This is a genomic window from Paucibacter sp. Y2R2-4 (assembly GCF_025717535.1).
Taxonomy (GTDB): domain Bacteria; phylum Pseudomonadota; class Gammaproteobacteria; order Burkholderiales; family Burkholderiaceae_C; genus Paucibacter_A.
Window position 1 is genome coordinate 19,002 of record NZ_JAJIRO010000003.1, and the last position, 25,865, is coordinate 44,866.

25 protein-coding genes are annotated in these 25,865 nt (G+C 60.8%); 13 read left to right on the plus strand and 12 right to left on the minus strand.

Going from position 1 to position 25,865, the window contains the following annotated elements; genetic code table 11:
• Window positions 1-6 precede the first annotated feature (6 nt).
• Complete coding sequence (locus tag LNV06_RS11250; RefSeq protein WP_263538376.1) at window positions 7-504, minus strand: cache domain-containing protein; 498 nt, start codon at window positions 502-504, stop codon at window positions 7-9.
• A gap of 164 nt (window positions 505-668) precedes the next feature.
• Between LNV06_RS11250 and LNV06_RS11255 the strand changes: the two genes are divergently transcribed.
• Window positions 669-1,268: a DUF2242 domain-containing protein gene (locus LNV06_RS11255; RefSeq protein WP_263538377.1), complete on the plus strand. Its 600-nt coding sequence runs from the start codon at window positions 669-671 to the stop codon at window positions 1,266-1,268.
• 10 nt (window positions 1,269-1,278) lie between these two features.
• On the opposite strand, the gene LNV06_RS11260 is transcribed toward LNV06_RS11255, so the two are convergent.
• The 3 genes from LNV06_RS11260 to LNV06_RS11270 form a co-directional block, all read right to left on the minus strand.
• Complete coding sequence (locus LNV06_RS11260) at window positions 1,279-2,685, minus strand: GTPase/DUF3482 domain-containing protein (protein ID WP_263538378.1); 1,407 nt, start codon at window positions 2,683-2,685, stop codon at window positions 1,279-1,281.
• A complete protein-coding gene (locus LNV06_RS11265) occupies window positions 2,675-4,105 on the minus strand; it encodes a DUF2868 domain-containing protein (RefSeq protein WP_263538379.1) in 1,431 nt (476 codons plus the stop codon). Before LNV06_RS11265 ends, LNV06_RS11260 begins: the two co-directional genes overlap by 11 nt.
• Window positions 4,106-4,194: 89 nt before the next feature.
• Window positions 4,195-4,992: a CHAP domain-containing protein gene (locus LNV06_RS11270; RefSeq protein WP_263538380.1), complete on the minus strand. Its 798-nt coding sequence runs from the start codon at window positions 4,990-4,992 to the stop codon at window positions 4,195-4,197.
• A 162-nt stretch (window positions 4,993-5,154) separates the two neighbouring features.
• Here LNV06_RS11270 and LNV06_RS11275 point away from each other — a divergent pair, with 162 nt between their 5' ends.
• The 4 genes from LNV06_RS11275 to queE all read left to right on the plus strand — a co-directional run bounded on the left by LNV06_RS11275 (window position 5,155) and on the right by queE (window position 10,458).
• On the plus strand, window positions 5,155-7,410 hold the full coding sequence (locus tag LNV06_RS11275) for a helicase-related protein (RefSeq protein WP_263538381.1): 2,256 nt from the start codon (window positions 5,155-5,157) through the stop codon (window positions 7,408-7,410).
• A 195-nt stretch (window positions 7,411-7,605) separates the two neighbouring features.
• Window positions 7,606-8,322 (plus strand): class I SAM-dependent methyltransferase, encoded by a 717-nt coding sequence (locus tag LNV06_RS11280; protein WP_263538382.1) that lies wholly within the window; start codon window positions 7,606-7,608, stop codon window positions 8,320-8,322.
• A gap of 385 nt (window positions 8,323-8,707) precedes the next feature.
• The gene (locus LNV06_RS11285; RefSeq protein WP_263538383.1) at window positions 8,708-9,826 is read left to right on the plus strand and encodes a 6-pyruvoyl trahydropterin synthase family protein; all 1,119 of its coding nucleotides are present in this window, start codon (window positions 8,708-8,710) and stop codon (window positions 9,824-9,826) included.
• Entirely contained in the window at window positions 9,823-10,458 is a 636-nt protein-coding gene (gene queE / locus LNV06_RS11290; protein WP_263538384.1) for a 7-carboxy-7-deazaguanine synthase, read from the plus strand. The genes LNV06_RS11285 and queE overlap by 4 nt, the downstream gene beginning before the upstream one ends.
• A 389-nt stretch (window positions 10,459-10,847) precedes the next feature.
• On the opposite strand, the gene LNV06_RS11295 is transcribed toward queE, so the two are convergent.
• The gene (locus LNV06_RS11295) at window positions 10,848-11,525 is read right to left on the minus strand and encodes an OmpW/AlkL family protein (protein WP_263538385.1); all 678 of its coding nucleotides are present in this window, start codon (window positions 11,523-11,525) and stop codon (window positions 10,848-10,850) included.
• Window positions 11,526-11,555: 30 nt separating this feature from the next.
• Window positions 11,556-12,701, minus strand: coding sequence for an SGNH/GDSL hydrolase family protein (locus LNV06_RS11300; protein ID WP_263538386.1), 1,146 nt, complete (start codon window positions 12,699-12,701; stop codon window positions 11,556-11,558).
• Window positions 12,702-13,144: 443 nt separating this feature from the next.
• On the opposite strand from LNV06_RS11300, the gene LNV06_RS11305 reads away from it, so the two are divergent.
• The 7 genes from LNV06_RS11305 to LNV06_RS11335 all read left to right on the plus strand — a co-directional run bounded on the left by LNV06_RS11305 (window position 13,145) and on the right by LNV06_RS11335 (window position 19,136).
• A complete protein-coding gene (locus LNV06_RS11305; RefSeq protein WP_263538387.1) occupies window positions 13,145-15,469 on the plus strand; it encodes an alkaline phosphatase D family protein in 2,325 nt (774 codons plus the stop codon).
• Between the two features lie 454 nt (window positions 15,470-15,923).
• Complete coding sequence (locus LNV06_RS11310) at window positions 15,924-16,250, plus strand: nucleotide pyrophosphohydrolase (RefSeq protein ID WP_263538388.1); 327 nt, start codon at window positions 15,924-15,926, stop codon at window positions 16,248-16,250.
• Complete coding sequence (locus tag LNV06_RS11315) at window positions 16,247-16,921, plus strand: 3'-5' exonuclease (RefSeq protein WP_263538389.1); 675 nt, start codon at window positions 16,247-16,249, stop codon at window positions 16,919-16,921. Before LNV06_RS11310 ends, LNV06_RS11315 begins: the two co-directional genes overlap by 4 nt.
• 147 nt (window positions 16,922-17,068) lie before the next feature.
• Window positions 17,069-17,587 (plus strand): GNAT family N-acetyltransferase, encoded by a 519-nt coding sequence (locus LNV06_RS11320; RefSeq protein WP_263538390.1) that lies wholly within the window; start codon window positions 17,069-17,071, stop codon window positions 17,585-17,587.
• A gap of 240 nt (window positions 17,588-17,827) precedes the next feature.
• Window positions 17,828-18,385 carry a hypothetical protein gene (locus tag LNV06_RS11325; protein WP_263538391.1) on the plus strand — a complete coding sequence of 186 codons (558 nt, stop codon included), beginning with the start codon at window positions 17,828-17,830 and terminating at the stop codon, window positions 18,383-18,385.
• A complete protein-coding gene (locus tag LNV06_RS11330; protein ID WP_263538392.1) occupies window positions 18,382-18,849 on the plus strand; it encodes a PIN domain-containing protein in 468 nt (155 codons plus the stop codon). Before LNV06_RS11325 ends, LNV06_RS11330 begins: the two co-directional genes overlap by 4 nt.
• 56 nt (window positions 18,850-18,905) lie before the next feature.
• The gene (locus LNV06_RS11335; protein WP_263538393.1) at window positions 18,906-19,136 is read left to right on the plus strand and encodes a hypothetical protein; all 231 of its coding nucleotides are present in this window, start codon (window positions 18,906-18,908) and stop codon (window positions 19,134-19,136) included.
• Between the two features lie 51 nt (window positions 19,137-19,187).
• On the opposite strand, the gene LNV06_RS11340 is transcribed toward LNV06_RS11335, so the two are convergent.
• Together LNV06_RS11340 and LNV06_RS11345 are read right to left on the minus strand one after the other, a co-directional pair.
• Window positions 19,188-19,985, minus strand: a complete 798-nt coding sequence (locus LNV06_RS11340; RefSeq protein WP_263538394.1) for a PEP-CTERM sorting domain-containing protein — start codon at window positions 19,983-19,985, stop codon at window positions 19,188-19,190.
• A gap of 219 nt (window positions 19,986-20,204) precedes the next feature.
• Complete coding sequence (locus LNV06_RS11345) at window positions 20,205-21,353, minus strand: hypothetical protein (RefSeq protein WP_263538395.1); 1,149 nt, start codon at window positions 21,351-21,353, stop codon at window positions 20,205-20,207.
• A gap of 154 nt (window positions 21,354-21,507) precedes the next feature.
• On the opposite strand from LNV06_RS11345, the gene LNV06_RS11350 reads away from it, so the two are divergent.
• Entirely contained in the window at window positions 21,508-22,509 is a 1,002-nt protein-coding gene (locus LNV06_RS11350; RefSeq protein ID WP_263538396.1) for a helix-turn-helix transcriptional regulator, read from the plus strand.
• A gap of 67 nt (window positions 22,510-22,576) precedes the next feature.
• On the opposite strand, the gene LNV06_RS11355 is transcribed toward LNV06_RS11350, so the two are convergent.
• The 4 genes from LNV06_RS11355 to LNV06_RS11370 form a co-directional block, all read right to left on the minus strand.
• Window positions 22,577-22,978: a DUF3597 domain-containing protein gene (locus LNV06_RS11355; RefSeq protein ID WP_263538397.1), complete on the minus strand. Its 402-nt coding sequence runs from the start codon at window positions 22,976-22,978 to the stop codon at window positions 22,577-22,579.
• Between the two features lie 166 nt (window positions 22,979-23,144).
• Entirely contained in the window at window positions 23,145-23,726 is a 582-nt protein-coding gene (locus LNV06_RS11360; protein WP_263538398.1) for a cob(I)yrinic acid a,c-diamide adenosyltransferase, read from the minus strand.
• Between the two features lie 101 nt (window positions 23,727-23,827).
• Entirely contained in the window at window positions 23,828-24,085 is a 258-nt protein-coding gene (locus tag LNV06_RS11365; RefSeq protein WP_263538399.1) for a hypothetical protein, read from the minus strand.
• A gap of 101 nt (window positions 24,086-24,186) precedes the next feature.
• A complete protein-coding gene (locus LNV06_RS11370; protein ID WP_263538400.1) occupies window positions 24,187-25,662 on the minus strand; it encodes an OmpP1/FadL family transporter in 1,476 nt (491 codons plus the stop codon).
• Window positions 25,663-25,865 lie beyond the last annotated feature (203 nt).

Here is a 25,865-nt window from a genome sequence, read left to right on the forward strand (position 1 = left end):
GCTGGGCTATTTGTAAATGCCGGTACCGAGACATAGATCGGTGCCGGGCACCCGTTCCAGATAGCCGGCCTTGTCTTCCATCTGCTTGCTGACCGGATTGGGCCAGCGGTAATTGACCCAGCCCTTGCCCTCGGGGGTGGCAAAGCAAACGCGAACGAACTCGCGGATCAGGTAAACGCCGTCTACATCGCGCATATCGTACTTATTGGTACCACGGATGCGCGGGTTGATGCCGTGGATGACTTGAAAACCTTTCGGGTCCACCGAGTACAGGTAGAGGTCGCCATTGCGATTGATTTCGCTCTTGCTGTTGAAGGGGCTGGCCGGGTTGTTGAACTCGAGCACGGCCTTCTCTCGCCCATGGGTCTTCAAATAGTCCTGCGCTTTTTTCATCAGCGCGGTGGCTTCCTCGGCTGTGCTTTTTCGCTCATTGGCCCAGGGCGTGCTGGACATGACACTCAGCAGCAAAGCCATCGTCAAGGTCTTGAATGCCCGGTGCTTCATGCTGAATCTCCCCGCTGTGAAGTGAAGTGGTGTGCGAGCGGTGAACGGCGCTCAGCCATATTAAGTCAACGCTTGGCTCGATAATGACGTTCCACCAGTTCTTTGATTGCGACCCAGCGCGCTCTGGGTTCATGCGTGCCCCCGTGGCAGCCGACCTTCTGACCATGATGACCGGATCCGCCCAACTCTCCACATTTTTCAAGCGAGCCAGCGCCTGCGCTGCGGCGCTGCTGCTCCTGTGCAGCTGCTCCAGCCTGCGCAGTCCGTTTTCTGGCGAAGAAAAGGCCGCGCCCAAGTCGCAGGTCTATCTGCGCGAGAACTTTCAGGCCGACGAGACTTTTTCGCGCCTGTTTGACGGCAATGTCGAAGAAACCTGTGAAGCGGCACGGCGCGCCTTGCTGAGCCAGGGCTATCTGATCAGCGACCTGCCGGACAAAAGCCGCGTCAATGGCCGCAAGCGCTTCCAGCCCGAGGGCGAGGTGCATGTGGAGATCAACTTCAATGTGGTTTGCGTGCCCGATGGTCAAGGCGACCGCCTGACCACCGTTTTTGTGTCGGCGCTGCAAGACCGCTACTCGCTGAAGAAAAGCCCCAACTCGACCAGCATCGGCGTGAGCGCCATCGGCTCGATCTCTTTGCCCTTGTCGTCCTCGGATGACGCCTTGGTGAAGGTGGCCTCGGAGACGATTCCGGCCGGCGCGTTTTACGACCGTTACTTCGCGCTGATGCAGCGTTTGGTGAGCGAGCGCGCCGCCGACAAGTAAAGCAGCCTCCTTAGCGCTGAGGCGCTTCACCGGCCAGCGCCTGCAACTGGCCCAGCAAGGCCTGCAGGTGTTTTTGGCGCAGCTTGTCCTGCGCCGCTGCCACCGAGGCCTCGGCCCATTCGGGATGGCTGCGCGCCGCAGCCAATACCCCCAACAGAGCCGCTGACTGCTGCGCATCCAGCCACAAACCCAGCTCGGTGCGCAAGATACCCAGAGCCGCATGGCCTCTTTGCTCCAGGCCGGCCAAAAGGCTCAGATGCTGGCGCGCCAGCAGCAGCAAGGCGCTGTCCTCCAGGCTCAAATCGATGCTGCCGCGCAACTTGTTCAGCAAGCGTCGCCCGACCAAACCACCGCCCTGGCTGAGCACCCCGCCCACCGCTGCGCCCACACTGGTGGCCGCGCCCAGCGACAGACCGGCCAGCGCCACGTCCAGCCCCAGGCCGATAGCGCCACCAATCGCTGCGCCGCGGCCCAAGCGTTGGCCGGCATCCTTCAAGGCCTCGGGCTCGAACAAATCAGCCTCCCAGCGTCCCGCCAGCTGCGGCAGCTCGGCCACCTCAGCGCTGTCTGGCGCAAAGCCGTGCAAGGCCAAGAGTGTTTGTAAACCCTGCAAGCTGCGTGCCGCCACCCGGCCTCGAAACGCCTGGATGCGCGCTGCGCGAATCTGCGGGGCGGCTTGGCTGGGCTTGTCGAGCGCTTCGCGAGTCGCCGCCAGGCTCAGCAACATCTCGGCCAGCAAACGCAGGCTGGCCAGATGGCGCGCTTCGGCTTCCTGACGCAGATGTGTGGCCACCGCTTGCAGAGCTTGGCGCCGCTGGGGCAAGAGGGCGCCCAAGTCCGAATACAAATGCTGCTCAGAGCCAACAAAGGGCGCCACCGCATCAAAGCGCACATAGGCATGCAGGCCGTGGGCAGCCAAGAGGCGCCGCCAAGCCGGTTCTTGCGAGGCGGCACTTTGAACAAAGTTCAGCACCGGCATCAAGGGTTTGGCACAGAGCATCAAAGCCTCGATCTCGCTCTCAAACTTGGGCAAGGGCGTTTCGCGGGCGTCGATCACCAAAAGCGCCGCATCCGCCTCCAGCAGGCAGCGCAAGACCTTGGCCTCTTGCTCAAAATCGCCCTCCGCCGCCGGGCCGCCCAAAAAGGCTTGCAAACGCTGCTCACGGCTCAGGCGGGCATCGAGCTCTTGCAAATAGTCCAGCAACGCGGGTGCATCCTCCAGGCCCGGCGTGTCCAGAAAACGCAGGGTTTGCGGGCCGGCCTTCAGCAGCAGCGCCTCGATATGCCGGGTGGTGCCGGGTTGCGAAGAGACCTCGCCAAAGTCGGCGCGCCGCGTCAATGTGCGCATCAAAGACGTCTTGCCCGCATTGGTGTGGCCCACCAGGGCGAAGCTGAGCGGGCTGCTTTCAGCGCGCATCTTGAGCTCCCAAGGCGGCGGCCCAGGTCAGCGCATGCGCCGCCTCATCGAATACCGCATCGGGCGGCGCATCCAGTTGCGCGAGCCATTGGCGCCAGCGCTGCAGACTCGTTGCACTGAGCTCACCGCCGGCCAACAAAACGGCAAGGCTAGCGACCTGGCTACCGGCGTCACGCAAAAAGCGCTCGGTCGCGCGGTCCGGGCTGGCAGAGGCATTGCAGACCAGCAGCAGACCTTGCGCCTGCAGCGATTGCAGCTGGGCCAGCAGTTGCCGCTTGTCCGCCACCGAGCCATCGCAGCGCGCTTGCAACAAGGGCTGGGGATTGCCGCTGAAGGCCGGCAAAGGCGGCCAGGTCAGGCTTTGGGGCAGCTCATAGCCAATCAGCGCCAGGCCGGGCCGGGTAGGGGCTTGAGCACGCCGGGGCGCTGTGGCGGCCGCATTGGGGCGGTGTTCAGGGTCCAAGACTTCGACCGCCTGCATGGCCTCAAAGCGGGCCAGCAAACGGCGCACATAGGGGTCGCTGACGTCCACGCCCACCCAAGGCCGCAGCTGAGTCCACAAGACCAGGGCGCTGATCGCCAAGCACAAGAGGCGCAAGCCCAAGCCATAGACCAAGGTGCAGCCCAGCAGCCAAATGGCCCAGCCGCGATGGTCGCCGCTGCCCTCCAGCAAATGGCCCACATCAGGCGTGGCAAAGCCCCACTGGGCCGGCAGCCAGCCGATCAAGCTGGCGAAGCGGGCAAAAGCGCTGGCGTCGAGGATGGTGGTCTCCCAAGTCAGCTGAAATGACATGAAAGAAAAGGCCGCCAACAGGCCCAGCAGCGTGAAGACAAAGGCCAAGCTCCAAACGGCATGGTTCAGCAGACCCAAGGCCCAAGCGGCCATACGCGCAGGCCCACGCTGCAAGAGCGCTTGCATGGCCTCCAAGAGCAATCGGCTGGGCTCGCCGCCCAAGCCCGGGATGCGGGTGCTGGCGCGCAACAACGCCGGCAGAAAGCCGCCCCCCGATCCACCAAAAACAAGCGCCGCCAACCAAAGCAACAAGCTCAGCAGATGTGGGGCCAGAACGGCCACCAGCGCCGCCATTGCATTGATGCGCCGGTCACTGCCCACCACGGCGTTGACCAGGCCATAAGACAAAAGTCCCACCAACAAGGCGGCAAACGCCGCCACCAAGAGCAGGCGCCCGCGCCAATGGCGCATTTCATGGTCCAGCCCCAGTTGTGGCGCCAGCAAGGCGGCGCGCGCCAAGACGCGGTCGGGGCCGCTGTCAAAAGCGGCATGCGCCTCGCGCATGGCTTGAATATCATCAAGGCCGTGCTGGCGTGGCCCTTGCTCGGCCAGTTGCACGGCCTGCATCTGAAGCAAACGAGCGAAGCTGGCCGAGCGGCAAACTTCTGCGGCTGAACTCGATTTCAAGAAGGAATCCCCTGGCGCCGCCCTGCGGCGCTGACACGCTGACTTTAGGCGTCAGTGTAGGGGTTGGGGCGGCTCGATTGGGGCAGCGCTCAGGGCACGCCGGCGTAATCGATATAGCCCTTGTTGATCTCGCTGAGCTTGCGCACCAGGGCATAGACGCCACCGCCTTCGCGGGTGCGACTGGCATCGGTATTGCCTTCAATGGTGTTCAACAAACCCCCGCTGACCGACACGATCAGGCCGGTGTGCCCCAGGCCCTTGCCATGGTCCATGATGAAGAGCATGCCGGGGCGCAAGAGCCCTGGATCGGCCTGGGCAGCCGCGGCCGAGATCAGCTTGGCGCCACGTGCCGGCGCATCCTGCCAGTGCTTGAGGCAGCCGCCGGTCTTCACCATCGGGTTGCGTCGGTGCAGTTGAGTGGCCGCCTGCTGGAAACACCAGTAGGTAAAGGCACAGCACCAGGAGAAGCCGCCGTCCAAGCCAACGCTGGCCAGGTACTTCTCTACATCCGGGCCGCGGTTGGAATTGGTGGGTTGTTCGCGCACCGGTCGTCCCAATTCAACACGAGCCACCTTGATGACCTCGGCCATCAAGGGGTCGAGGGCAGTGGCGGCTTGAGGCACGCTTTGTTGGCCGAACAAGACCGACCAGGTGATGGCGCCCACCTCGCCGTCTTGCTTCAGCGGACGGCCTTCGGGGTCCACATGGCGAGCCTGAAAGAGCTTGACCACTTGGCGCATCTTGGCGCCAAAGCTGCCCTCGCTCTCATCGAGCCGCAGGCTTGGATCATTCGCCAAGCTCAGAACCAAATTGAGTTGGGCCTTGAGCGCTTTGACGATGGTGGCGTCGGGCTCACCGGCCTTGATCGTGTGTCCAGGAAACAGCATGGCAACATCCTCGCTTCCTCACTGCCTGTGCCGAGTGTGGCGCAAGCTTGGCCGCCAGTGTGCGGACAAGAACCTTGCGCCAACATCCCTAGGACCGCGATCAAAGCCCATTGGCGCCACCTCAGGCCGCAGCCGCACGGCCGCCTGTGTTCCACTTGCGGCGTGAGTGAAACAAAAAAAGAAACCCCATTGAGCCCGGCCGCCAGCCCCAAAGCCGCACCGGCCCTGCCCAACCCCCGTCATCTGCAACGCCTGCCCGCCGGGCTGGACGCTGAAATGCTGCTGCGTGTGCGTCAAGCCGCGTACCAGTTGCCCCAGGTCAGCACGCCTGAGGACTTTGGCGAGGACGAAGACGCCAAGCGCCAAGAAGATCGCATGGACAAGCTGGGCTTGATCCTGCTGCAAAAAGCGGTGCCGGGTGCAAGGCCCAGTCGTTGGATCGCGCCGGACTTGATCAGCGTGGCACTGAGCCATCTGGACGTGATCGGCACTGCGCCGGCGGTGCGCGCTTTGATGCAGCAAAGACTCGGTCAGTTGGAGTCCGCCGGCATCAGCCGCTTTGGCCTGCGCTGGGAACGCTTGTGCAGCCAGAGCCTGAAGCTCTCGCAAGCGGGCTGGACGGTGCCGGTGGCTTTTCGCGTGGAGCTGGAGGCGGGCCCAGTCTGGGACTATTTCAGAGACGGCGATATGGCCGCTCTGCAAGCCGCCATCGGCCCGCAGCCACCTTATGCCCATGCCGCTGAACTGCTGAGCCACTTAGAGAACTTGTTAGCCCGCAGCGCTTCTGGTCACAGCGAGCATCTGGACTCATTGCTGCCGCGCTTGCAAGCCGAATGCGCCACGCCGCAGGCCCTGCCGGAGCTGAAGGCCGGCTGCACCCGCGCGCAAGACCGCTGGGAGCGCCGCGTCGCCGAGCTGAATGCCTTGGCCGGACTGAACAGCGAGTTAGCCTTCCAAGGCTATCCCGATACCTTTGACACCGCCCGCAATCTGCAGCGCTCGGTCACGCTTTACGTTGGCCCACCGAACAGCGGCAAGACCCACGCCGCCTTTGAGCGCCTGGCGCAAGCGCATGACGGCGCCTATCTGGCGCCGCTGCGTTTGCTGGCCCTGGAAGGGCGCGACCGCCTGGTCGGCCGCGGCGTGCCTTGCTCGCTGCTGACCGGCGAAGAGAACGTGCCGGCCGATGAGGCGCGCGTGGTCTCCAGCACCATCGAGATGGTCAACACCACACGGCCCATCGACGTGGCGGTGATCGACGAAGCGCAGATGCTTTTTGATCTGTACCGCGGCTGGGCCTGGACTCAAGCCATCGTGGCGGTGCCTGCCAATGAGCTGATCATCATTTGCTCGGCTTATGCGGTGCCCGCGATTGAGAACCTCTTAGGTCTATGCGGCGAGCGCTGCACAGTCCGGCATTTCGAACGCAAGCAAGAGGTGCAGCTGCTGCCCGCGCCGGTGCCGATTGCCAGCCTGAAGAAGGGCGATGCGGTGGTGGCCTTCAGCCGCCGCGAGGTGCTGATGTTGCGCGACCAGATTGCCGCCGCCGGTCATCCAGTCTCGGTGATTTACGGGGCTTTGCCACCGGAGGTGCGGCGCCGCGAAGCCGAGCGCTTTGCCAATGGGGCCAGCCATATTCTGGTCGCCACCGATGCCATCGGCATGGGTTTGAACCTGCCGATTCGCCGAGTGCTGTTCAGCACCCTGAGCAAGTTTGATGGCCAGGGCGACCGCGACTTGACCGTCTCCGAAGTGCACCAAATTGCCGGTCGGGCGGGGCGTTATGGCATGCACGACGAGGGCTTTTGCGGCGTGCTGCGCGAGGCTGAACCCAAGGCCGCGCGCATCCTGAAGGAGCTGTTGCCCAAGACGCCGCGCGCGCCGCGCGACTTCAAGGCGGCGGTGGCGCCCAACTGGTGGCATGTCAGCACGATTGCCAATCGGCTGGGGCTGACACAGTTGCGCGCCGTGCTGGGCGTCTTCATGGAGCAGCTGCGTCTGGACGATGCCCACTTCGCAGTGGCCGAGTTGGAGCAGATGTTGGAGCTGGCCGATGAGCTGGACCGCAGCGCCAAGGGCTTGGGTCTGAAGCAGCGCTTTATCTATGCGCAAGCGCCGGTCGACACCCGCACCGATGCCCAAGTGCAGCAGTTCCTCGATTGGACGCATCGCCACGCCTTGACCGGCAACGCTGGCTCGCCCTGGTTCTTGCAAGATGTGGATGAACACAGCCGCCTGGACCGCATGGAGCAGGCGCTGCGCTCTTGCACCTTGTGGCTGTGGCTGGATCTGCGCTTCCCCGGTGTTTATGGCCAGGTCGAGGCCGTGGTGGATTTGCGTGGCCGTTTGAACGACGGCATCGAGCGCCACCTCAAGGGCAAAAAGCCTTTGTGGCAGACGCGCGGCGGCAGGCGCTAGGCTGGCCCTACACTGGGCTGGAGCGAGCGGATGTTTTGAAACCTGCTTGCCAGCCCGTCTTGCCTCCGAGCATGCCTCCCGTGTACGTGCCTCACAGGCGCTACACCCGACCATTCCCGTGCCGCACTGCGCCGATTGAAGGACCTCGTTTCGGGCTTGCATGCCCCAAGCGCGGGAACCCGCAAGGGAATGGTCATGCCTGGATTTCTCTTCAAGCAAGAGAGCATCGCCATCGACGGCGTCGCCGATTTGATGATTCGCTCGCTGCTGGACAAGCAGCAGTTTGCCGACCCGTTGGGCGAGGCCGAGTCTTTGGGCATCTCTTCCGCTGCCTGGCCCTTGTTCGGCCTGCTCTGGCCTTCGGGTTTGCACTTGGCCGAGTTGATGGCCAAGCGAGCCATGGTGGTGGATGAAAGCATTTTGGAGATTGGCTGCGGCCTCGGTCTGGCCAGCCTGGTCAGCCACAGGCGCGGCGGCTTGGTCACGGCCAGCGATTCCCATCCACTGGCCGGCAGCTTTTTGCTGGAGAACCTGCGCTTGAATGAATTGCCGCCGCTGCGTTACTGCCACGGCAATTGGGCCAAACAGGTGGCGGGCCAGGCGCTGAGCGGCCGCGTGCCTTCGGTGCAGGGTCGCTTTGATCTAATCATTGGCAGCGATGTGCTGTACGAGCGCGATGAAGAGGGGCTTTTGGCCGCCTTCATCGCCAAACATGCTTTGCCGGCCAGCCAGGTCATGATCATCGACCCGGATCGCGGCAACCGCGCCGCTTTCAGCAAGCGCATGGCCGCCTTGGGCTACAGCCTGCAAGACAGCCCCATCAAGACTTCGGCCAGCGCCGAGGCTCTGGCCTACAAGGGTCGTTTGCTGCACTACACCCGCAGCCACAGCGGCCAGATTCATCGTTGCTGAAGGCCTGAGGAACGCCGCTCCTGGCTGTGTATAAGCTTGTGGATGGATCTTGAATAACTGAGGGCTTGTCCACAGGCCGAGGCAAGCGCCGCGACTTGTTCAGTTTGCTGCTTCCAGTTCAAGGCCTTCGGCACACAAGCTTTCACTGCTCCCAAGTGCTTGAATTTAGATGGAAAAACAGCCTTGTCCACAAAGACAGCCCGCCCCTATTACAACCACTATCTTTCTAAATCTAAATTCTTATAAGAGAAGAGAGAACTCGTTTGAGACTCAAACCCTGATGTGCTGGGGGATAGCCGTGCTGATGCCAGCGCTGCGCACGAAGTGCGCGCTTCATGTCACACTCTTGCCCCACGCACCCGCCTGATGCCGGTGTTGGAATCCCTTGAAGACAAGCACCCAACAACCCACGATTTACTCCGCCTCTTGCGGCTTTGAGTCTGCCTGCCAGATCTCGGCCCTGCCTGAAGGCCACCGCAGCCGCGGCCTGCATGGCCACAGCTATTTCGCCACCATCCGCGCCCATTTGCCCGAAGGCTGGGCACCGTTTCCTGGTGCCGAGGTGGAAGAACTGCGCCGCCGCTTGGAAGCCTGCGTGGCGCCGCTTGACCATGCGCTGCTGAACGCCTCCATCACCGAGCCGACCGACGAAAACATTGCACGCTGGATCAAGCATCGCCTGGAGCATGAATTCGGCGTGCCCGGCATTCAGCAGGTGGGGATTCAAAGCACCCAGCATTCGGGCGTGGATCTCGACGCCGATGGCATGGCTCATGTGTGGCGGCGTTATCGCTTCCAGGCCGCGCATCGCCTGCCCAATGTGCCGGCCGGCCATAAATGTGGCCGCATGCATGGCCATGGCTTTGAAGTGATTGTTCATGCCAACCAAGATTTGGGTGAGCGCGATCTGAGCGTGGACTACGACCATCTGGACGAGGTCTGGGCGCCTTTCCACATGCAGCTGAACTACCACTGCCTGAACGAGATCGAAGGGCTGAGCAATCCGACCAGCGAAGTGATCTCGGCCTGGTTGTGGGCACGCATGAAGCCGCAGTTGCCCGAGCTGTCGTGGTTGACCGTCTACGAGACCGGCTCTTGCGGCGCCAATTTCGATGGCCAGCATTACCGCATCTGGAAGGAGCTGACGTTGGACAGCGCGATCCAGCTCAAGCGCGCACCGAACGAGCATCCGCTGCGCGGCATCCATGGCCACACCTACACCTTGCGTCTGCATCTGAGTGCGGAGTTGGATCAACTGATGGGTTGGACGGTGGACTTCGGCGACGTCAAGACGCAGTTCGATCCGATCTTCAAGGCGATTGACCACCGGCCTTTGTTCGAGATTGCCGACCTGCCTGATGGCGACACCGCCAGTCTTTCGGCCTGGATCCTGGCCAAGGGCCGCGCCGTGCTGCCGCAGTTGGACCGGGTCGATATGTACGAAACCCGCGGCTGCGGCGCCATCGTCTGCGCCGATGTGGAAGGGCCGGTGATTCCCGTATGACTTACGCCGTCAAGGAAATGTTCTACACCTTGCAAGGCGAGGGCGCACAGGCCGGCCGGGCCTCGGTGTTCTGCCGTTTTGCGGGTTGTAATTTGTGGAATGGCCGCGAGGAAGACCGGGCCAGCGCGGTCTGCAATTTCTGCGACACCGATTTCATCGGCACCGATGGTGAAGGCGGCGGAAAGTTTGCCGACGCTGAAGCACTGGCCTCAGCGATTGCCAGCAAATGGCCGCAAGGCCAGCCCGGCAAGCCCTATGTGGTGTGCACCGGCGGCGAGCCACTTTTGCAATTGGACAAGGCTTTGATCGACGCTTTGCATGCGCGAGGTTTTGAGATTGCGGTCGAGACCAATGGCACCCAGCCCGCGCCTGAAGGCCTGGACTGGATTTGCGTCAGCCCCAAGGCCGATGCCGAGATCGTGTTGACCCGTGGCCATGAATTGAAACTGGTGTTTCCTCAGCCCTTGGCGCGCCCGGAGCGCTTTGCTGCCATGGACTTCCAACATTTCTTCCTGCAGCCCATGGACAGTGTGTTGAAGACTCAGCACACCCGCGACGCCGTGGCCTACTGCATGGCCCATCCGCAGTGGCGTTTGTCGGTGCAGATGCATAAGGTGATTGGGATCGCTTGATTCGCGCTGAAGCTTGAGAGCCAGCATTCGATTGCTGATGGCTGCTCCTTAGCAGGCCGACTGGGCACTCTGCCCCGCTCCTGTCCCCCGCCCCAGGCTATGCCTGGGTCTCCTCCTTTACCTCGCGGTTCAGAGCGCCCAGCCGTCCTGCTCCGGCAGGATTGGTCGTTGGCCAAAAGCAAACGCCAAGGGCGTCGGGTGTACGGTGAAGCGAAGTAAAGGGGGAGGGTCTGGCGTAGCCAGAGCCGGAGGACATGAGCGGAATCGTGCACCCGATGGACTTGGCCAGAGAAGGGCGTTGGTCCTATGCGCTAGACAGATTCACCGACAAAAAAAGGGGAGCTTGAAGCTCCCCTTGCTGCTTCACAAGGAAGCTATGAATTTTTTGCTCAGAAGGTATAGCCAATACCAAACGACAAAGCCAAGGGGTTCAGTTCGGTTTCGATGGTTTGGCCGGTGGACAAAGTGCCGGTGGTCTTCAACAAGACCTTGGTGACCGAGCCGTTCAATGACCAGCGATCGCTGAACTTCACATCCAAGCCCAGTTGCACCGTTGGGCCATAAGCGTTCTTCATCGACATGGTGGTCGGATTGCTGGGACTGCCGCCTGTCAGACCCGAAAGCGCTGAAGTGGCCTTGGCGTTGGAGAACACCGCATAGGTCAGACCGGCGCCCACAAAGGGACGGAACATGCTGCTCGGAGCACCAAAACGGTACTGTGCCGTCACGGTGATGGGCAAGGCTTTGACGTCGGCCAACTTGCCGGTCCCCTCGATCGCGCCGGCCCCCATCACATCGTGTTTGAAGGGGATGCCGATGGGCACATCGATCGCGATGTTCTCGGTCAGCATGTAGAAGACACCGCCGGTGATTTGACTGGCGTCTTTGATATCGACCTTGGTGCCTACCAAACTTGGCGCACTCAGGTCACCGCTGCTAACGGCTGGTTTGATCATGGTGGCGCCGAGTCGAACGGTGAGGCTGCCGACCGCTTGGGCTTGGGCGCTGCCGGCGGCCGACATGGCCATCAAGGCCATCGTGGCCAGACAGAAGAGATTGTTTTTCATGGTGCGATTGCTCCTGTGCTTTGCCGCGCTTTACAGCCAGCCCTTGAGGGTCAAGCTCTTGGAGATCAGCTGGCTGAGCAGCTGATGACCATAGGGCGTCGGGTGGAAACCGTCGGAGAAGGCATATGTCTTCCACCAGTCGGCACCCGTCACGCCACTGGGCGGCGCCGCGTTCAAGGCCGTGGCCGAACACGTCGCAAAGGTATAGGTCGGCAGACCATCGGCACCCATGCCGGTGATGGGGCAAGCCGGTGTCTTCACATTGGTCAGGCCGAACTGAGCCGGCATGGAGACCTGGTCATTGAAGGCGGTGTAGAAGTCGGCAATCGCGACCCGGCTTTCACCGGCAAACTTGCTGTCCAGCTGCTTGTTGAAGCCCTCCATCCACGAGCGGAACAAGGCCTCTGACTGCGCACGCGCGGTGGCACCGGCTGTACCGCCACCCGAGGCTGCGGCAATGCCGTCCAAGACCATCTGGAAGCGCGGTGTGTTGGTGATGCTGGGCATGTTCAGAATCACCACGCGTTGAGCAGACTTGTCCAGAACATTCGTCTTGATGCTGGCTTGGAAAGTGTCTGCCAGGGCCTGCATATAGGTCACGCCGCCGGCGGCAATGGTGCTGGCGCCACCGGCCATGATGGCGCCGACCTGGGTAGGCGTCAGCAAAGTGCCGAGCAGCTTCATGTAGGAAGCGCCGCTGTCTTTGGGGATGGCGAGATAGGCGCCGACCAAGTCGGCTGCATCATTGCCGCCACCGTCGATCACCACCAAGTCGGTGGCGTTGTAGGCACCCAGCGCAGCCGCTGTCGCCAATTGCACCGGCACGCGGCGCGGATCAGCGGCTACCAGCGTGGCGGAGTTGATCACGCCGCCGCCAATGGCGAAATTGGTGCACCCTGCTTTTGAATTGGGGGCAAAAGTCGTTCCGGTGAAAGCGTAGAAGTTGCACAGGGTCTTGCCGTACGCGGCGGCAATGCGCTCCGGGTAGATCTGGGTGTCCGCGCTCTGCACGGTGAACTTGAGCCCAAAGGTGCCCGAGTCAGCCAAGCTGTCACCGAACACCTTGACGGTGCTGACCTCAATTGGGGGCGTAGTGTCCGCGGTACTGCCGCCGCCACAGGCGGCAACAAGCAAGCTGCTTGCGAGCGCCGCGATCGTGAACTTCAAATGTTTCATGGGGTGTCTCCTGCTATTGGCCTTCATTGAGGCTCTGACTTTGACCGACCATGCAATCTAGCCACGCTTGTCGGCCCCCGGCATGGTGGTTTGCCCGAGATGACGTGATTTGCCATGATTTTTTGTGACGCTTTGACGACAAGAAAGTGCGTTTCTGTCACCCAGGCGACAAGTTTTTTAAGTGGTGTTGAAGCGGCCTTTGAGACACAAGTTCCGCCCCCGCTCAAAAGAGCCGATCACGCTATCTTTTTTCTAGGCCCAGGACTCTAATCACCTGCGTTTCGTCGGGACCAGACGACAAGCTCAAGGCTTTCACCGGTGAGGCCCTCGTCTTCTGTTTGCACAATCGATCGCTCTTGTTCAGCGCCTTTTTTGGTGCTTGAACCCCCAGCTCCGGCAATAGATCAGAGCACCAACGATTTTGAGAAAAAGGAGACACCCTCATGGACAGACGTAGCTTTTTGCGCAAATCGGTCATTCAGACCGGCGCCTTGATTACCGCCTCATCCGCACTGACCGGCCTCAGTGGTTGCATGAGCAATGACAACGGCTCAGGCATTGAGCCCCTGCCTCCCACCTTCCCCGGCAGCAGCACCGCCTTGCCCGACACGCCTCCCGCCAGCGGTGTCTTCAAGTTCCCGCAAAGCGTGGCCTCCGGTGACCCCAAGAGCGACGGCGCCCTGTTGTGGGCGCGTGTGGTGCCGAACTCGGCCGACGATGTCGTCACGGCCGCAGCCGACGCGAACTTCCAGGTGAAACTGCGCATCAGCAGCGCCGACAACGCCGCCCTGCTGGGCAGCAACACCGCACTGGGCGGCAATATCGACAGCGAGGTCGATGTGCCGGTCTACGCTTTCTATGACAACACGGTGCGCCACAAGATCAGCGGCCTCAAGCCTGCGACGGTCTACTACTACCAGTTCACAGCTGGCGACAGCCGTTCCAAGGTCGGCCGCTTCAAGACCGCACCGGCGGTGGATGCCGACATCGACAAGCTGAAGTTCGCCTTCATGACCTGCCAGGACTGGAGCGTCAACCACTGGGCCGGCATGAGCAGCCTGGCCAGGGAAGACCTGGACTTCATCGTCCACTTGGGCGACTACATCTACGAAGCCGTCGGTGCCAGCTATCAGGCCGGCGCGGTGGAAGCCGCCCACGGCGCCTTGGTGCTGCCGAATGGCGTGGCCCTGCCCAGCGGCGGCAAGTACGCCAACACCTTGGTGGACTACCGCTACCTCTACAAGCGCTATCGCAGCGACCCGCGCCTGCAAGCCTTGCATGAGCGCTTTGCCTTCGTCGCCATCTGGGACGACCATGAGTTCTCGGACGACTGCTGGCAAGACCGCGAAACCTATGACAACGGCAGCTACAACGCTGCGACCGGTGGTGACAATGTGGCCCAGCCCAGCCGTCGCCGCTCCGCCAGCCAAGCCTGGTTTGAGTTCATGCCAGCCGAGGTGTCCTTCACCTTGGACGCCGCCTCGGGCATCAACAATATTCGCATCTACCGTGACCTGAAGTTCGGGAAGCTGATGCATCTGGTGATGACCGACGAACGCCTCTACCGCGCCGACCACCTGATCCCCGAAGCTGCGCCGAACCCCTCCACCGGCCAGCCACTGGGCGAGATTGGTGCCCGCTATATGGTGCCCGAGGCCAGCTTGGCCGCCGTCGAAAAACAGAAGATCGATGTGGCGGCCTCCTTCGGTCTGGCCGACAAGCTCACCATGGTCAGCATGTTGGGTACCAGCCAGCGCGCTTGGTGGAAGGACACCATGAAGGCTTCGACCGCCTTGTGGAAGATCTGGGGCAATGAAACCTCACTGCTGAAGATGAGCGTGAACGGTGCCGCACTGCCCACCGCGCCTGCCGATCTGAAAACACGCTTCATCTTGAACGCCGACCAATGGGACGGCTACAACGGTGAGCGCAAAGACCTGATGGCGCACCTGAGCAGCAACAAGATCAGCAATGTGGTGGCCATCACCGGCGACTTGCATGCCTTCTTTGCCGGCGAGGTGATGGACGACTACGCCGCCGCCACACCCACGCCGGTGATGGTGGACCTGGTCACCTCCGGTATCTCCAGCAACTCCTTCTTCAGCTACTTTGTTGGCGCCTCGGCCAACCCCGCATTTGCGCCGGTAAAGCCTTTGGTGGTGATCAATGAAGTGGCAGCCGAAGGCATTGCCATCCAGATGCTGTCGGCGGCCGTCGCCATGGCTGCGGGTGTCACCGATCTGAGCAATACGGCGGCGGTGCAAGCGGCAGTGATGGGCGCCATCGGTGCCGGCAAGATTCCGGCTGCTGCGGTCAGCGCGACCCCTGGCCTGAGCACGGCGCCGATCAACACCTTTGACGAGACGCTGATGGGCAATATGGGCAACACCATTGCGGCCACCAACGCTGCTCTGGCAGGCGCCAGCAAGTCGGTGCCGGCCATGACGCTGTACGGCCTGATCGCCCAAAACCTGGCCACGGCCTTGGGCATTCCGGTCGCCTTTGTGCCGGCCGCCGAGGTGGTCAAGCGCATGAACCCCTTCGCCAACCCGACGACCGGTGTGCCGCCGGCCATCAACAACCCCTGGATTCGCCATGCCGACTCCAACGCCCAGGGCTATGCGGTGGTCAGCCTGAGCAAGACCGAATTGGTTTGCGACTTCAACAAGATTGCACCGCTGAGCGCTGGCGTGGCGCCGACGACTCCAATCGCTTCGGTCAAACGGGTGCGCGTGCCTGTGGGCAAGGCCCAGGTCACCCTGGGCTAATCTAGGGTCAATCAAGCCAGCAGGGCGCTTTAGGAGGCCTTGCCAGGGCTGCAAACGGTATGAGTGAGAGGGGAGCCAGTGGCTCCCCTTTTTTTCGTCTGGACGAGGCGCAAAGAACCATGAAATTCAGCGTCTGCACAGGCTCCGTGCGCTGTCAAGGAACAAGGCTGTGGATAAAAAAAGTACAAGAAGGGGTTTATCCACAGGCCCAAGCGCAAATCCGGACTTGTTATCGCTTCAGCACTTTGCAAACCCGGGTTCCGCCCACATGGTTTTCTAAGACTCAAGTGATTGAGCTAAAAAGGAAAAAACGGCTTATCCACAGGAAAGGGTCGCCTCTACTAAGACTACCAATTTAAAAAATTACATTGCTATGAATAAGAAGTCGGAGCACTTTTTTTGAAACTGCACACTGGGGCCCGCAGGCGCTTTGGACATGCCACACTTGCGACCCATGGACATAGCAACTTTGCAAAAGCGGCTGCGTGAGTTCGCCGCTGAGCGCAACTGGCAGCCTTATCAAACGCCCAAGAACCTGGCTATGGCCATGGTGGTGGAAGCTGCTGAACTGGTGGAAATCTTTCAATGGCTGACACCTGAAGAATCGCAGCAACTTCAAAGCGACCCGGCCAAACACCAGCATTTGGGCGAAGAGATCGCCGACGTGATGCTTTACCTTTTGCAGATTGCTGACCACAGCGGAATCGACCTGGAAGCTGCCTTAGAGCGAAAGCTGGCCTTGAACGCTGTCAAACACCCGGCTCCAACAGCGGCGCAATGAGCAGCAAACAAACCATTGCGGTGATCGACTTTGAAACTTCGGGCTTAGGACCCACAGCAGGAGGTCGAGCCACCGAGATTGCCGCTGTGCTGGTGCGCGATGGGCAAATCGTTGATTCATTTCAAAGCCTGATGAAAACCGGTGTGTGGGTGCCACCCTTCATTCAAGCGCTGACCGGCATCAGCAATGAAATGCTGGCCACGGCGCCGCCGGCCAGTCAGGTGATGCGTGAATTGGCGAGCTTTACCCGTGGCCTGCCGCTGGTGGCACACAACGCTTCGTTTGATCGAGGCTTTTGGCAAGCCGAATTGAGTCTTGCCGCTTGTGAACCAGACCCTGCACATGAGTTCGCTTGCACTGTTCTGTTGTCGCGGCGGCTCTACCCGGAAGCCCCCAATTGCAAGCTCGGCAGCCTGGCGCAGTTTCATGCCCTGCCGGATATGGGCCGGGCTCACCGCGCCTTGGCCGACGCCAGCACCACCGCGCATTTGCTGCTTCGGATTCAAGACGATGTCTCACGTCGCTTTGAAAATGAGTTGCAGGGCATGGCGGTCAGTCATGGCTTGTTGAACAGGCTTCAGCGCAGCAGCAAGACCGCCTTGAAGCGTTGCATTCAAGACTTCCGCTTGGCCCAAGAAAGGCAAGAAGAAGGTCAAGAAGCTGTCGCTTGAAGCAGCCCAGTGCTCGGGCTGAGCCAGATTCGTGCGATGGACGCCCGATCCGGTTGAGCAAAATATCGCCCTGTCAAGCGCTGATGCAGGCCGCTTTGACGCGCAAAATACCGCCCTTCCGTTCGTGTCCCCATAGAGTTTCTTTGTATGTCGAGTATTCAGGTTCGCCCCGCCACACTGCGTGATGCCAAAGTCATTGCAGAAATTCATGTCGCGGCTTGGCAAGACGCCTACAAGGGTTTGTTGCCCGACTCCGCGCTGGATGCGCTGTCGGTTCAAAAGCGCCAGGCTTTCTGGCGTGAAGCCATCGATTTGTGTGAGCCCCAGGTTGTGGTGGCTCATCTCGACAATGAAGTGATGGGTTTTGTCGGCTTCGACCGGTCGCGCGACAAGGGTACGCCGTCCAGCACCGGCGAGATTTGGGCCATGTACGCCAACCCGATTCATTGGGACAAGGGCGTGGGTCTGGCGCTGTGGGATGCTGCCCGCGACGGCCTGCAAGAAGAAGGCTGCACCAAGGTCACTTTGTGGACCTATCTGCGCAATGAACGCGCGCTGCGTTTCTTCGAGTTGGCCGGCTTCAAGCGCGAACTGGGCAGCGCCAAGACCACCGAAGTGGCCGGCACCCGTTTGGAAGAACTGCGTCTGCATCGCTCCTTGGTCTGATCCTTCAGACCCACGAATTTGGCCGAGAAAAACGGCCGCTAAAGAAACCGTGAGCCCTTGGGCTTCACGGTTTTTTTTCGTCCAGAATGGACCATAAAGGTGAGTAAAAAATTCAGACGAGGCAAGACCTGACCCCCTTGTTTGGCTCGCCTTTTCTTGTTGTGATCGCCTTCAGCGTTTGTCCCTTTTTCTTTCCTCATTACTTTCGCCAAAGGCAGCTTGCATTAACGCGCTAAAGTAATGGCCCCTTACTTTCTGAATCTCTCCCAAGTGCTGGCCAAGCTGACTTCCAAGAACCAATTGACGCTGCCAAAAAGCGTGACAGAACCCCTCGGACCCGTGCAGTACTTCGAGGTGCAAACCAAGGCGGGCCAAATCATCCTGACCCCGGTCAAAATTCAACGCGGTGATGCGGTGCGCGCCAAACTCGCCGAGCTGGCCATCGACGAAAAAACCATTGAGTCCGCTTTGAGCTGGGCCGAAGGAGCGAAAAAAGTGCTCGTCAAGAAAACGGCGGCGAAACCAGCGCTGAAAAAAACGGTGGCAAAAAAGGCTGCGAGCCCAAAAGCGGCTGCAAAACCATTGAGTGCCAAAACAGCGCCTAAAACTGTGCCAAGAGCAGCCGGCAAGCTTGCTGAAAAAACTGCAACCGTGGCAGTGAAAAAAACGTTGAGCAGCAGCAGCCCTTCGCCGAGCAAGAAAACGGTGGCAGATAGCGTCAAAAAGAAGACAGTGCTCAGCAGTCCCAAAGCCTCGAGTAGCCCCGCCAGCAAACGACAGCCGGCGCTTCAGCAATGACAAGAAGCGTAGTGCGGAATAAGAAGTCAGCCCTTGCATCCGCTCAGAAGACGCCTCGCGTTGCGCTCGATACCGACGTGCTCTTGCGCGCCTTGCTGGGCAGCGATCGTTTGGCGCAATCGCTTCGCCAGTCTTGGCAAGCAGGGCAGTGCCAGCCGGTGATCGCGGCCGAAGGTGCGCAGCTCTTGATCAAGACTTTGGGATTTCCAAACTTTGCTTTGGATGCCTCGCAACAGCGCGAGTTGCTGGCGGATTTTTTGCCTTATGCCGAGGCGGTGAAGGCCGAGTCTCAGGCTCGCCAAATGGTGCTTGCAGCCCCCGTATTGAGGTTGGCTAAAGCTGCCGGTGCTGACATCTTGGTCAGCGAATGCGCAACGGTGCGCCGAGCATTCGAAAAGTCGCGTTTGGGCGCTTGCCAACTGCTGAGTTCAGCGGAGTTTTTGGCAGCGCTGTCTACACCTTGAGCGCAGTTTGAGGCCGGGCTCTGGTAGATTTCTCCTCCGTTGGGATGACGAGGACGATGATCAATAGCAAGGGCTTCAATCAGCCCGAAATATCCAAGGGCATGTGGCGCGTCGTGTTCTACGAGCGCCGCGCCAACCGGGTGCATGTGGACAAGACAGGCCCATGGCTGCCGACAAAACAATTGGCCCTGCAATGGGCCAATTGGTTCGGTGCCTTGGGCTACTACGTCGCCTTGCAAGACCAGTTCGGTGAACTGGAACGCTTCAGCGTCGGCCTGCCTGGCTGACTTTAGTTTTGTCCATTCCAGGGCAGGCCGTTGTCCCCTTTTGAGGAGTGCTTACTTGGCAGCGCGGCGACGAGCCACGAAGCCGATAGCGCCCAGACCAGCCAGCAGCATGGCGTAGGTTTGTGGCTCGGGGACAGCGGCAGCTACGGTGAAGGCGGTGGTGTCGGGGATGGCGCTTGCGTAGGAACCATCGGTGATGTCAACAGTCCAGTTGTTCAAGTCAGCAACCTTTGCTTTGTAAAGATCAAAGCTTTCCAAACCGCTGCGGACGCCTGAGTAAACGCCATAGTCTGGCGAAGCCGTTGGTTTAAGGGTGTTTAGACGAATCGCGTTGCTGCTGCCAACGGTCAAACCGGTGTTTGTCAAAACGCCTTCGCCAGCAACTGAGAAGCTTGCATTAGTGATGGCTGCAAGGAATGTTGTTGGAGCTGCACCAGAAACGCCAATGTAAGCGTACACAGTCTCACCAGAATTGCCCAGTGCACTTGTTACTGTGCTGCCTGAAGTGACAGTCGAAGTACGAGAGAAGCCGTTTGTCGCTGCAGCATTGGCAGTGTCAACAGCACTGAATCGAATAACGGTGCCGGCGGCGACGTCCGAGCCGGCAACCCATTCGCTGGTTCCTTCACCGGTATTGAATGCGCCACCGGCGCCAATGGCAGATCCGTTCCACTCGTTGTCTGTGAAGTAGATTTTGGTACCAGCAGCGATTTGGGTGAAGGCCACCAAAGCCCAACCATCTTCATCAGCGTTGAAGGAAGTGAAAGCGATGTCGCCAGTGGTCAGTGCAGCTTGTGCCGGGGCGATAGCAGCAGCGGCCAGGGCCAGTGCGAGCAGAGTCTTTTGCATGAGGTACTCCAGAGAATTAGAAGAAAGTGAAGTTCAGTCAAGACTGAAAAATTGAGACGCAAGCGTTTGCGTTTCTTGTCACCCCATCGCCAAACTCGGGCATGTCCTCCCTTTGCAAGCGCCGGTGGTGCTGAGCGGACTGTGGACGCGGGCTATGACTGCAACGTGAATACCCTATGGCTGTTCGGCTCATGACCCCGTGAATGAGGGGTTAGCAAGTTAGTGATTTGTGCTCGACGCACAGCCTTGGATGCTTGGTGCACAAAAGCCCTTGCGCTCCAAAGCCCAACCCTCGGTGGCACTCGGCTGGCTGTGTTGTTGCACATGCATGCAGCTGATCAGGCGTTTGGCGGCCGCACGTTGGACCAAGGCTTCGGTTTGAGCGGCGTTCAGGTGCAGGGCAAAGCGCAGCCAGCGTTTTTGCAGCAGCGGCTGTTGCCAGGCGTCTTCTAGGGCCCAGCGGATCTGCGGCTCTTGATTCAGGTCTTGAACCGCCAGCACGCGGGGCGCCAAAGCCATCAGGAAGCGATTGAAATCGCCCTTGGCACCCTCGGTAGGTAAAAGGGCTTCAATGCGCGCCAGGCGGGCGCTCCAGCCCGGCGTGGCCAGTTGGCGAGTCACCAGGGCTTGCAAGGCCTGGATGGGGTTGAACAGACGCAGGCGATTCGGCGGCATCACCAGCAGAGGTACTGCAGCGGCTTCTTCATGGCTCAATTCGGTGACGAAGGAACTCAGTACCGCCACGCGTTGCCATTCGGCAGGCCCCAGGCTGGCAATGCGCTGAATGGGGCCGGCTTCGACACTGCGCGCCACCTCCAAGGCCTGCAGCCAGCCATGCTCGGCTTTGGCGAGGTTGGCGGCGCGGCTCATCATGACCAGATTGCCAGCCGCGTAGCCGGCGTCGTTGCGCACCCGGTCGATGCTGCGTTGCTTGCTGCTGCCGGGATGATCGTCCAGACGCTGGCGGGTGATGGGGCAATGGCTGACCTCGATCTGCTGCAGGTAGTTGGGCGTGACTTGCACATCCTCAAAGCTGCGGCCGCGGGTCCAGGCATGGGTGCGTAGTGCCAGCCAGAGCTGGGTGTGGCGGTGGGCACGCAGGGTGCGGTGGCCAAAGGTGGCGCAACCGGCTTGATAGCCTTGGCGCAGCGGTGAGGCGGCAAACAGATGCAGGGCAGGGGGCGTCAGGCCATGGTGGGCATAGTCCCAGCCGAGGGCGAAGCCCAGGCTTTGGCTTGCCGGCAAGGCGGCGGCAGGCTCGGCCACTACGTCTTGGGCCTCATCTCTGCTGATGCCAAGTTCGAGTTGGGCTGCCAACAAGTTGCTTGTTGGAAGGGTGACTGCTGCTGTGCTTGCGATCTGTGCCATGGCTTGCTCCGGTGTTGCGGCCGTTTCTGCTGCCGCTGCTGACTTTGGGGCTTGATCGAGGGATTTCGTTCAAGCTTGTGGCACAGTCTCGATCTCAACTGGCTCATTGCGTGAGCCAGTAAAAGCCAAGCGATAAAAAGTTAGGAAGAACGCCATGGACCGGACCGAGCGCTTCTACAAAATCGAAATGCTGATTCGTTCGCGCGAATGCGTCAGCTTTGCCACTTTGCTAGAGGCGCTGGAGGTGTCGCCGGCCACCTTGAAGCGCGATCTGCAATACCTGCGCGAGCGCATGGATGCGCCGATTGAGTACGACGCCATGGGCAATGGCTATCGCTTCGGCAAGCAATGGCGCGGGCGCCAGCATGAGCTGCCCGGCGTTTGGTTCAGTGAGAAAGAGTTGCATGCCTTGTTGACCATGCACCAAATGCTGGCCAGCCTGGATGACCAAGGCATCTTGAGCCGGCACCTGACGCCGATGTTCGACAAGCTGACCGGCATGCTGGGCGTGGACGAGGTCGAGGCGCAGGAACTGACCCGGCGCATCAAACTGATCAGCACCGCCAGGCGGCGGGTGGCGTCGGAGTATTTCGAGACCGTAGGCAGCGCGGTGGTGAAGCGCCGGCGTTTGCGTTTGCTGTATCGCAGCCGGGGGCGCGGCGAGGGTGCCGCTGCAAGGCGAACGGCCAAAGCCGGTGCGCGCGAGGTCTCACCGCAGCGCCTGGTGCATTACCGAAACACTTGGTATTTGGACGCCTGGTGCCATCAGAGCGAGGGTTTCCGGCGCTTTGCCCTGGATGCAATGGAAGGGGCCGAGTTGCTGGACGAGAAAGCCAAGACCGTGCCGACCGCGCAGTTGGAGGCCGAGTTGGACCAGGGTTACGGCATCTTTGCCGGCGCCAGCCCAAAGCAAGCCAACTTGGTGTTCAGCGCCGAGGCGGCGCAGTGGGTGTCCAAAGAGGAATGGCACCCGGCTCAGCAAAGTGAATGGTTGGAGGACGGCCGTTGGCGCTTGAAAGTGCCTTTTGTCGATGCCACCGAGCTGTTGATGGACCTGCTGCGCCATGCGGGGCAGGTGGAAGTAAAAGCGCCCGCAGACTTGCGGGCGGCTTATGCCAAACGACTACGTGAGGCGGTCGCTCAGTTGGAGGCTTGAGTTGGCTTGACCGGTCCGCCTATCAAGCGATCAACCGATCAAAGAACCCAAGGCCAAACCCAAAAAATCAGGCAATCAGATCAGCCGGCACATTGCCGCCGTTGGCGGCCAGCTTTTGCAGCACGGTCTTGTGCAGCCACATATTCATCTGGGCCGAGTCGCCCATTTTTTCAGCCGGGCAGCCCAGTTCGGTGGCCAGTTCCTTGCGCGAGGCCAGGCTGCTGTCCAGGTCCAGCAGCTTCAGCAGGTCAACGATGGAGACCTTCCAGTTGAGCTTTTCGGCGTGCTTGGCGGCCAGGCCTTCCAGTTGCGACACCACATCGACCACCGAGATGGCGACCGGTGCAGGGGCTGCGACTTCGGCTGGAGCCGCCGAGGCGGATGCAGCTTCCAGAACCGGTGCTTCGACCGGGGCGGCGGACTTGGGACCGAAGCCAAGCTTGCTGAGGATATTGCTGAACATTCCCATTTTTAATCTCTCCCTGAGTTGGAATGGTGGCCGCCCGCAGCCTCGAGTTTGAGGGTGAGGCCGAGGCGAATGAAGAAGCCCAGTCTGTCTAGACTTGGCGTCAGCATTGTGACCGTTGGGCTCTGCGGAGGCACCGCCGAACTAGGGATTCAGGGAATGGGAATATTTAGCTCTCGGCTTGCAGCTTTTGCAGGCGTTCGCTGTGCCAGTAGACGTCGTCGCCGCCCAGGCCATCCAGATTGGCGCGGTTCAAGACGCGGGCCAAGACGAACAAGAGGTCGGAAAGGCGATTCAGGTACTGGCGCGGCGCGGCGTTGATGGTCTCGTTGGCGGCCAGGGTCACCACGGCGCGTTCGGCGCGGCGGGCCACGGTGCGGCACACATGCGAGATGGCGGCGCTGCGGGTGCCTGCCGGCAGGATGAATTCCTTCAGGCGTGGCAGTTCGGCGTTGAAATGGGCCAGGGCTTCATCCAGGCGCAAGACCGCGTCGATCTTCAGCAACTCATAGCCTGGCATGCACAACTCGCCACCCAGATTGAAGAGCTCGTGCTGAATGGTGATCAGCAGCTCGCGTACATCGTTGGGCAGCGGCTCGGCCAGCAGCACGCCGAGATTGGAGTTCAGCTCGTCCACATCGCCCATGGCTTGCACGCGCAGATGATCTTTGGGCACGCGGCTGCCGTCGCCGAGGCCGGTGCTGCCGTCGTCGCCGGTGCGGGTGGCTATTTGAGAGAGTCGATTGGCCATGGGGCTGAAGTCGGGTCAGGCTGAGAAGACCCGCATCTTGCCCGAAATCCATCAGCCCCAGAGGCTGACAGGTGAAGCGCGCTAGGGCGGCTTCGGTGGCTTCAGTTGCGCTTGCCCGAACGATGGAATTCAGGCTTGGGGTGGGTGGGCCGCTGCTGTTGCTCGGCGTGATTCAGATCCAGCGGCGCGTGGCCGTGTTGCGGCTCGGCGCCGCCTGCTGCAAAGCCGGTGGGAGGATTCAAAGGCTTGTTGAGGGCCTCACGCCCCATGGCTCGCAGCAAGTCCCAGCGCAGCACGCCAGCGATGGCGAGCAGCAAGACCAGCCCCAGAGCAATCCAGCCTAGATCCAGTCCGAACATGAGCATCTCCTTGTGGGTGGGCGATGCTTCATGCTCGCACCGCAGCGAGCCAAAGACAAGTGCTCTGGATCAAGCTGCGGTCTTGCTTGCCCTTCAGTGCATCAGAACTGGCGGTTGTACTGCACGCCAATCAGACCCGAGCTCAGCTTGTAGTTGCCCTTGATGGTGGCGCAGCTGGAGGTGTTGAGGTTGGAGTCGCAACTTGCCACGCCGTTCTTGGTGATGCCGCCGTTGTCATAGTTGTTGACCAGACCGGTGTTCACTTGGATGTAGCTCAGTGCGAAGTCGACGGAGCTTTGCTGGTCCAGCTTCCAGTTCAGGCCGCCGGATATCCACTTGCGGTCACCATCGGGAATCGACGGTGTGCGGTTGGCATCGCTGACGGGCGACTGGTCAAATGCCAGGCCGCCGCGCAGCTTGATGGCATCGCTCAGCTGGTAGTTCACGCCAAAGGCGGCGCGCACCGTCTTCACCCAGCGCTGCGGTGTATTCGAGTCAGCCAAAGTGGGCTGATCGAAGTTGATGCGCAGCTCTTGGAAGCGCGAGTGGCGGGTCAGGGTGGCATCCGCCATCACCGCCAAACGCGGGTCGAGCTGCTTGAACACCGAGAAGGACAGGGACTCAGGCGTGACCACATCCAGGCTGGCGCCACCGTCTTGATACTTGGCGAGCAGGGCGGCGACGACTTTCTTGTCGGTGCCGGTGGCAGCCAGGGCGGGAATTGCGCCCAGAACCTGGCCGATGTAAGCGGCTTGATCCTTGACTTGCCATTTGGCATCGCCGGTCAGGGTGTGCGAGATCTTGGAGCGGTATGCCACGCCGAAACGGGTGTTTTCGTCGTAGTTCAAGATCAGGCCAAGGTTGAAGCCGTAGCCCCAGTCCTTGCCGGACACTTCAACGCCGCCCGAGGAACTGGCATTGCCGGCCAGCTTGGGGACCAGTGCAGCAGTCAGTGGGCCTTGCAGGGCAGGAGGCAGACCGGGAACGATCAAACCGATCACGCCCGAACCGAAGTCGGCGCCCTTGGTCAGATCACCTTGAATGTACTGAGCCGTCACGCCGGCACCAATGCTCAGGGTGGGGTTGACCTTGAAGGCGATCGACGGATTCAAGGCAAAAGTCTTCAACTCGGTGCCGATGGTGTTGTAGCGGCCGGCCCAGTCTTTCTCGTACTCGCTCTTGGAGCCGAAGGGCACGAACATGCCCATTCCCAAGCTCAGCTGATCGCTCAGCTGGTAGGACAGATAGGCATGGGGCACCGCGGTCGGCTTGACGAACTTGCCGCCATTGCCGCCGCCGGTGGGCGTGCGCAGGGCGGTGATGCTGCCCTTGTCTTCGTACTCGCCCGTGGGCAGAACCACGTTCAAAACACCAGAGACTTGCAGACCCTTCAGGCGGCTGGAGACGGCCGGGTTGTAGAACAAGCCCGAAGCATCATCGCCCTCAACTGAATTGGCATTGGCCGTGCCTTGCGAAGCGGCCGACTGGGAGCCAAAGTGATAGCCCGAGGCCAGGGCGTTGCCAGCACACAGGCTAGCGATCAGGGCCAGGCTCAGAGAAGAGAGTTTGAACTGCATAAGGTCTCCGTTGTATTCATGTCACCCCCGAAAAGGGGTCGCTTGTGACCTCATGATAGGAGGGCCCGCCAAATTTCAGTGTTGTGACAATCCCGAATTAGAGCTAACTCTCCATAGGTAAAAACACGGGTTCGAGCACAGGCCGCCCCGTTTGGTGTAAGCCATCTTTAGCTTGCAGCAAGTGCAAGGTCTTGAACCTAGAT